7 protein-coding genes and 1 pseudogene are annotated in these 7,359 nt (G+C 65.6%); 3 read left to right on the forward strand and 5 right to left on the reverse strand.

Features of this window, described 5'->3' with window-relative positions:
• Window positions 1–108 precede the first annotated feature (108 nt).
• On the reverse strand, window positions 109–630 hold the full coding sequence (locus tag ACIBJI_RS35215; RefSeq protein ID WP_397087653.1) for a DinB family protein: 522 nt from the start codon (window positions 628–630) through the stop codon (window positions 109–111).
• Between the two features lie 705 nt (window positions 631–1,335).
• Between ACIBJI_RS35215 and ACIBJI_RS35220 the strand changes: the two genes are divergently transcribed.
• Window positions 1,336–2,298, forward strand: coding sequence for an NADP-dependent oxidoreductase (locus ACIBJI_RS35220; protein ID WP_364344976.1), 963 nt, complete (start codon window positions 1,336–1,338; stop codon window positions 2,296–2,298).
• Window positions 2,299–2,456: 158 nt separating this feature from the next.
• Here ACIBJI_RS35220 and ACIBJI_RS35225 read toward each other — a convergent pair whose 3' ends face one another.
• On the reverse strand, window positions 2,457–3,971 hold the full coding sequence (locus ACIBJI_RS35225; RefSeq protein ID WP_397087707.1) for an alpha/beta fold hydrolase: 1,515 nt from the start codon (window positions 3,969–3,971) through the stop codon (window positions 2,457–2,459).
• Window positions 3,972–4,176: 205 nt separating this feature from the next.
• A complete protein-coding gene (locus ACIBJI_RS35230) occupies window positions 4,177–5,025 on the reverse strand; it encodes an alpha/beta fold hydrolase (protein WP_397087656.1) in 849 nt (282 codons plus the stop codon).
• 76 nt (window positions 5,026–5,101) lie between these two features.
• Here ACIBJI_RS35230 and ACIBJI_RS35235 point away from each other — a divergent pair, with 76 nt between their 5' ends.
• Entirely contained in the window at window positions 5,102–5,989 is an 888-nt protein-coding gene (locus ACIBJI_RS35235; protein ID WP_364344970.1) for a helix-turn-helix domain-containing protein, read from the forward strand.
• 93 nt (window positions 5,990–6,082) lie between these two features.
• Here the strand turns inward: ACIBJI_RS35235 and ACIBJI_RS35240 are convergent.
• Window positions 6,083–6,536, reverse strand: a pseudogene (locus tag ACIBJI_RS35240) (ATP-binding cassette domain-containing protein); the annotation flags it as partial.
• Between ACIBJI_RS35240 and ACIBJI_RS35245 the strand changes: the two are divergent.
• Window positions 6,488–6,724: a hypothetical protein gene (locus ACIBJI_RS35245; RefSeq protein ID WP_364344967.1), complete on the forward strand. Its 237-nt coding sequence runs from the start codon at window positions 6,488–6,490 to the stop codon at window positions 6,722–6,724. The pseudogene ACIBJI_RS35240 and the gene ACIBJI_RS35245 sit on opposite strands and share 49 nt — an antisense overlap.
• Before the next feature lie 54 nt (window positions 6,725–6,778).
• Here the strand turns inward: ACIBJI_RS35245 and ACIBJI_RS35250 are convergent, their stop codons facing one another.
• Entirely contained in the window at window positions 6,779–7,009 is a 231-nt protein-coding gene (locus tag ACIBJI_RS35250) for a hypothetical protein (RefSeq protein WP_364344964.1), read from the reverse strand.
• Window positions 7,010–7,359 lie beyond the last annotated feature (350 nt).

Consider the following 7,359-nt stretch of genomic DNA (forward strand, 5'->3'; position numbering starts at 1 on the left):
CGACGGCAGCGGTGATTGCGCTGCATCGATTCGCGGCGTGCAGACGTGCGACGTGAACGCGTGAGTGTGCTGCTTTTCCGTCTGGATGATTCGGCATAGGTCGCTCGGCTAGCGCTGTTCTGGGACATCGGTGCTCGGCGCGGCGGGATGTTCGATCTGCTCGCGGAGGATGTCGCCGTGGCCGGCGTGACGTGCGAAGTCCTCGATGGCGAGCAGATAGATGAATCGGAGGTTGACGTCGCCGGCGCGCGGGTGTGTCCTGATGTCGTCGAGGTCGAATTCGGCGGCGATCACGCGGGAACGGTCGCTGGCGCGTTCGAATTCGGCGATTACGTCGGCCAAGGTCTCGCTGTCGTCGACGACGAAACTAGTGTCGCCCGGTGTCGTGCCGCCGTCGCATTCGCTCTTGGGTAGGCCCGCCAATACGTGCTGGAACCAGATCCGTTCGGCGACCGCGGCGTGCTTGAGTAGTCCGATCGGGGTTGTCATCGACGCAACGAGCCGGCGGCGGGCGTCTTCTTCGGACAGACCGCGCACTGTGTTGACCAATTCGGCCCGGTTGCGGTCGAGCATGCTCTCGAGCAGGTGTCGTTCAGCACCGGTGGTGATTCGTGGTATCGACCATGTCATTGTCGGCTCGCTTCGGTTGGGTAGCGGGTGGATCTACTTGTCGTACTTGTGGTTTCGGTTTCTCGGCGCATCCCTTCGGCCTGGGCCGATGACCTGCTGCCGTGGAGGTGGCAGGCGGTCACGGTCGGATTTGAGAATGCTGCGGTGCGGAGTCTCGCTGGATTTCGTCGTGCTGGGCGGCGATTCTGCAAGAGCCCGGGTCCGGAATTCGGTGAGTTCTGCCGCTGGCCTGGGCGAGCTGTTCGCTGAGTGCGCGGTTGTCGGCCTCGAGTCGCAAGATCTGCGCGTCGCGGGGGTCGCGCGCAGGCGTTGCTCGAATTCTATCCCGAGGTGTGCGGGCCGGTTCGACGAGGCTGTCGCGTTGTTCGATGACCAGCGTCGCCGACCGTCTTCTTCGATGCCGGACCGAACTGGTCTGGGTGTCTTGGTCTTTCAGCACGCCGAGAGGCTCTCGGCCAGCGGCCTGGCTGCGGTGACTGGCTCGTCAGCTGGTGCTTTCGCCGCACAGCCGGGCCGGACCTGAGTTGCGTGCCACGCAAGTATTCCTTACCGATGTTGCGCTGCAGATCATGCCTGGGTGGGTCAATACTGATCCGCGGGAGTTCTCGACAGCGGATGTGCCGCTCCCGATGAGACAACCGATAGGTCGCGCCACCCTTCGCGGGGCAGTGCCGACTGCCACCCCACCAGGACAGGAGCCCAGTCATGCCCAGAATCGTGCGTCCAATCGCCTACGGCACACCCGATGTGCTGGCCGTAACCGAGGTGCCGACTCCGCGCGCGACCGCCGGGGGCGTGGTCGTCGAGGTCCGGGCCGCGGGGGTCAACCCGATCGACTGGAAGCTCTACAGTGGGGCTTTCCACGCCGTGGACGACGACCACAAGGACGCCGCCGGGGTCGCCGCCTCGATGCCCTCGATCGGTCTGGAGTGCGCGGGCGTCGTCACCGAGGTTGGTGCGGAGGTAACCGGGGTGCAGGTCGGGGACGAGGTCATCGTGTACCCCGTGACGGCCGCCTACGCCGACTACGTCACGGTCCAGGCCACGTCGATCTTCACCAAGCCCGCGGGGATCGGGTGGGCCCAGGCCGGGGCGCTGATGCTGACCGGCACCACCGCCGTCCACGCGCTGCACGCTGCAGGCGTAGGTGCCGGCGACACGGTGCTCGTCCACGGCGGGGCCGGCGGGGTTGGCCTGATGGGCGTGCAGCTGGCCACCGCTGCGGGGGCGACGGTGATCGCCACCGCCGCCGAGCGCAACCACGCACTGTTGCGCGAGCTCGGCGCCATCCCCGTCGTCTACGGCCCTGGGCTCGCCGACCGGGTGAACTCCGCTGCGCCGCAGGGCATCACCGCCGCAGTCGACTTCGCCGGTACCGACGAGGCGCTCGACGTCTCGCTGGAGCTGGTGGCCGACCGCACCCGGATCGCCTCGATCGCCGGGTCGCCACGACGTGCCGCGGCCGGCATCAAGCTGCTCGGCTACGGGCCGGGGCAGGACGCGGGCACCGAAGTCCGCGCCGCCGCCCGCGGTGAACTCGTCGAGCGGGCCGGGTCCGGCGCGCTGCGCGTCATCGTCGATACCACCTTCCCGCTCGCCGAGGCCGCGAAAGCTCACGAGGTCGGCATCGCCGGACACGCACCGGGCAAGCTCGTACTGATTCCGTAACCGTCACATCCATTGTGCTGCAACAGTTCTCGCACGGAAAGGGCGAGCTGTGGTCGTCTGAAATTCTCGCAACCGGGCTGGCTTGCCAGCGCGGCGTGGTATGTGCCAGGAGAGTGTGTTTGGTGCGAATCCGACGAAACCCGTCACGGTCAGTACAACTAGGGCGTGGAATGATCCGCGTAGCAGGTGATGTCGGTATCCGGCATGGTTCCCAGGCTGAAGTATGTGTTGATCGCGCGATTTACGCAGCTGCTGAGTTCGGGCCGAAATGTCATGTGGATACGGACATCCTGCAGCGTCACCATCCGCGACTCGGACATGTCCTGATGCAATCGGACGCCGTGGGCATAAGGAGTCCGGGGATCCCCCGTCGCCTGCAAGATGAGCGCGGGCACCGAATTCCGGACGACAGTCGCAGGCTCGACCGGGCGAGACCAGAAGGCACACGGCTGGATGTTGTTCGCCAGCGCGCCGAACACCGGCTGCGTGGCACGGGTCTCTTCGATGTTGCGCCAGTACCAGGTCGGATCAATCGGTGCCCCGACATCGCCGCAGGCGATCTCCGCAAGCACCGAGTTCTCATTGTCGCGCAGCGCTTCAACGATGGCGCGAAGCCGGGGTGTTCGCGATGCAGTGGGCGGACCGCCCGCGGCATCGGCGATCTCGCGCACAGTGGCGGCCATCGCTTCGTTCAGCCGGAAGTTCATCAGCAATCCGTGCAGGATGAACGGAAGCCAATGATCGTCAATGGCAAACCCATCGATGACAATCGGTTGGCGTGCGGCGATACGAACGAGCTCCTCGATTTTCGCGCGCACTTGCTGTGGAGTCGCACCGAGCCGGAATTCGTCATCCCGACCGGAAACCCAGCCGGCCCAGTCGTCCAGCGCGATCTCGTCTGCCGGACCCCAATCCTGAACCAAGCCCTCCCAATACCGGTCCGGGTCGATCGTGCTATCGAGCACGACGCGGTCAACCCTCTCGGGGAACATCTGCGTGAACACGGCACCGAGGTAGGTGCCGTAGGACACGCCGTAGAAGTTGGCCTTCTCCTCACCCAGGGCGCCTCGCACAATGTCCATGTCACGCGCGGTGTTGCGAGTGGTGAATTGCCTCAACTTGTTCGGATCACGAATCAGGCAGGTCACGGCCATCCCCGCGGACTGAACGGTGTCGTGCACGAATCCCAGCGGATCCAGACCCGCCGACCGAATCATCTCGCCTACCGGCCACCCGCACCGCGGACTCCGACCGGATTCGCCGACGCCGCGCGGATCCATGCCGATCAGGTCGTAACTCGCCAAGACCTCCGGCGAGAGCACATCACCGAGCAGATCCAGACTGTCCAGCCCCTCCGTACCGGGACCGCCCGGATTGGACAGCAGAATTCCCCGCCGCTGCAGCGGATCGCCGGCCTTCACCCGCGAAATCGCCACGGTCATTGTGCGATCGTCGGGATTCCCGTAGTCGAGCGGCACCAGTACATCCGCGCACTCGCCACCGGCCTTGTCGACATTCTCGACGCCGCAAGGCTTCCACTCGAGCCGCTGGTGATAGAACCGGTCCAACCCGATCGGGAGGGCGTCGTCCACCGGGTCGGCCTGGCTGTAGGCTGGCGCAGCCACCAGCAGGGACACCGCGACTACAGACATCGAACGCCAGAACAGGTTCACCGACAACAGACTTCGCCTCTCGACCTGAGGGATCACGAAGGTTGGTGCGACGTGAACCGTAGCCGATACGGGGGTTCGGTTGTGGTAACCCGCACCCACTCAGGGTGAGTCGAGCATTTCGGCGCGCATCGAGTCCGTCCAGCACGCGGTGCAACCCGAAGTGGAACTTCCGCTCGCGCATCTCCGCCTGGGCCCTGTCCCTCATTCAGTCCACCCGTACGGCGTGGATCGCGGTGAAGGCCAGCAGGGGAGTAGCGGTCCGCGGCGGATCCTCGAGCAGGGGCGAGTGCCCGAGACCGGGCAGTAACTCGACCTTCGCGCCCGGAACAGTTCGGTAGGCGGAAGCGGATGAGGATCGCCATCTGCGGTCGTCCGCACCGAAGATCACCAGTAGCGGCTTGCCCAGGACCGTCAGCCGATCCGGAAGCGCCTGCTGCTCCATGTAATGGCGGGTGGCCTGCATCGTCGCGGTGAGCGTGTGAAAGGTCATGGCGCGCACCTCGTCCAGGAGCTCTTGTGAGATCTGGTAGCCCGCGCGGCTGAAACCGGTGCTCGCGAATTGACGGAGCTGCTCGTCGTTCGGCGGCCACTGCGCGGGCCCGAATGCGGCGGACTCCGGTGCGATGAAGGCGTCCAGGCTTGGACCGGTGTTGATGAATGCGAGCGCGGTCACCAGGTCGTGGCGCTGTTCGGCGAGGGCGGTGGCGACCGCGCCGCCGCTGGAATGGCCCACGACTATGGTGTGCTCGACGCCGAGCCGGTCCAGGGCCGCGCCGACCCTGCGTGCCTGGTCCGGGAGCGCGTAGCTGCGGTCGGCAGGTTTGGCCGACCTGCCGTGCCCGAGCAGGTCGATCCGGATGACGCGGTGCGATCCGGTCAGCAGCGGAACTATCGGGTCCCACGATCGGGTCGAGGAGGCGGACCCGTGGATGAGCAGGAGTGTGGGGGCGTCATGAGGGCCGTCCTGGCACACGTAGATGTCACCGTCATCCACAGGCAGGGTTGAACTCTCGGCGCCGCCATTCACATTCGGTCCGCCGTCAGAAACAGTCATGAGCCCACTGTCGCCGCCAACACACACCGGCGTATTGGACAAATGTTCCCCTCCATCGACTCACTAGCATGGGACGATGCGGACGTTCGTGCACGATGCGGCTGTGTGGGGTGTCGCGTGCCCGCGGCAGCCCAGCCGGGTGGTCGGTGTCACCATGGCCGGGTTCCGTGTTCGTGACTTGGACGCGCTCCGGATGGTCCCGCACCCGGCCGTGACGCTGCTCGTGGAGTTCGGCGCCGGTTCACCGGTCGTGGGCGATGCCGCCGGACGGCAGCAGCGAGGAAGTGTCGTGGCCGGGCCGGGGGTCGGGTCCGGAGGCGCGCTCTGGGCGTGGGGTGAGAACGTCGAGTGCGTGCAGGTGCGCCTGTCCCCCGTGATCGCACGCGCGGTTCTGGGCGTCGCCCCCACCGACCTCGACGACACCGTGCTGGCCCTCGAGGACCTGTGGGGCCGGGAGGCGTCGCGGATCCGTGAACGACTGGGCGATGTCTCGTCGTGGCAGGATCGCTTCGCGTTGATGGACGCGATGCTCGCCCGCCGGCATGAGGCGGGGCCGCTGGTGGACCCGGAGGTGGCCTGGGCCTGGCACCGGATCGTCGGCAGCCATGGCCTGACCCGGGTCGACGGACTCGCGGCCGAGGTCGGGTGGAGCCGTAAGCGGCTGTGGTCCCGGTTCCGGTCGCAGCTCGGCCTGCCGCCCAAGCGCGCCGGGAAGCTGGTTCGCTTCGACCGTGCCGCCCACCGCCTGATCGCGGGTGAAGGCGCGGCCCAAGTCGCGGCCGAAGCCGGCTACGCCGACCAGTCCCACCTACATCGGGACGTCATGGCGTTCACCGGGGCGACCCCCGCGACCGTGGCCGGCGAGCCGTTTCTCGCCGTTGACGACATCGCATGGCCCAGCGGCCGAACACCGCCGAACCTCACGTCTCCAGGGCACTCCGGCTCGGTCGCTGGCCGGAGGTGAGACGGCTTCCGGCTGTGAACGTCGCCGCTGTCCCGTGCCGGCCAGCACCATCGCCAGCGATTTCGACGGTGCGGCCAAGGACGGAAAACCCTACCGCCTTTCGCGGTCGAGATTGTTCGTCGGCTCGTTGAGTAGGGTGATCGGCGTGCGCTGGATCCGCAGTCCGGTGATCGCGATGAGCACCGTCCGGCCGCCGGAGATCTCCACTACCTTGCGGTCGAGATCGGCTGCGCTGAAACCGATTTCATGCAGCGCCTGGTCGGCACGGGATTCGATGCCCCAATCGTCGCCGATCGTTTCGAAATGCACCTCATCGACCGCGCCGCCTCGACTGCGCGCAGGCCGCGAGTTTGCCTGCGATTCCGAGCAATTGCGCGATGGTGGTGTCCCGGCCGAGGGTGAGCGTCTGCGGCAGATAACCCACCGCGCCGCTGGTTTCGATGCGTCCGGATGTCGGTGTGAGAATTCCGGCGATGAGGCGCAACCTTCTGGCATCTGATGCGATCCGCCCTGGCCACGACACCGCGCCACGATGCCGCCGCGGCATGGCTGTCCAGTGGGTTCGATGACGGTGTCCGCGAAGGCCCTTCGCGTGTAGCCGAATTGGCGGCGCTGGCGGCCTCCGTCGCCGCCGAAGAGATCTTCCACAACCGTCAGCGCCGTCGTTCTGCCCTGCGCATGCGCACCTCGATCGGGTACGAGATGATTTCGCCGTCAATCCAACTCGTGGCCTAGAGTCCAATAATTCCTGTGATCGGTGAACGGATTTGATATGGCAGACTCTCTTCGTCACTTGGCGAGTTCACGCTGTTCGGCTGCGTCGTGGGCTAACTCGACATTATTATTCTGAGTATCTTCCTGATTGGCGACATTTCGCTTATCGGCACGGGTGTTATTGAAGATTAATCCCCATAGCGTGACTCCGGCGATCAATGCGTACCGAAGATTTGTAGCCATGTAACCCGCCATTCCGGAGAGGGCTTTAGGCGATGTCGATAAACGTTGAGCCCACCTCGTCATCCCATCGAATCTAGCTGCAGCACAGTGCTTCTGGTGCTGGTGGTGCGCGGCCGAGTACGGCAGTGCTCCGCCCTTGCGAGGGTGAGATGGTAATCCTCGAATAGACCATAATTCTCACCTGTTCCGCATGGCCGCGGCATTTTACCCTTCCTCGGTTGCAGGCATTGCATCCTCCGTCGTAGGAGGCGGTTGGTGTGTCTATCGCGGCCTCGACAGCGCGCTACCGCGCTGGCGCAGGAACGGTTTTCGTGCATGGCCGCTCCGTTTTATCTTTTTCGCGGGGGTAGGCGCGCCTGCCCCCAGCGAGTAGCATTTGTGTTCGGTCGAAAAATTGCCGGACGCGTGAGCGT

This window comes from Nocardia sp. NPDC050408, assembly GCF_044458905.1.
Taxonomy (GTDB): domain Bacteria; phylum Actinomycetota; class Actinomycetes; order Mycobacteriales; family Mycobacteriaceae; genus Nocardia.

Coding starts and splice junctions, on each gene's coding strand:
- ACIBJI_RS35215 (WP_397087653.1), bottom strand. CDS start 630: ATGACATGGTCGATACCACGAATCACCACCGGTGCTGAACGACACCTG.
- ACIBJI_RS35220 (WP_364344976.1), top strand. CDS start 1,336: ATGCCCAGAATCGTGCGTCCAATCGCCTACGGCACACCCGATGTGCTG.
- ACIBJI_RS35230 (WP_397087656.1), bottom strand. CDS start 5,025: ATGACTGTTTCTGACGGCGGACCGAATGTGAATGGCGGCGCCGAGAGT.
- ACIBJI_RS35235 (WP_364344970.1), top strand. CDS start 5,102: ATGCGGACGTTCGTGCACGATGCGGCTGTGTGGGGTGTCGCGTGCCCG.
- ACIBJI_RS35245 (WP_364344967.1), top strand. CDS start 6,488: ATGCGATCCGCCCTGGCCACGACACCGCGCCACGATGCCGCCGCGGCA.
- ACIBJI_RS35250 (WP_364344964.1), bottom strand. CDS start 7,009: ATGACGAGGTGGGCTCAACGTTTATCGACATCGCCTAAAGCCCTCTCC.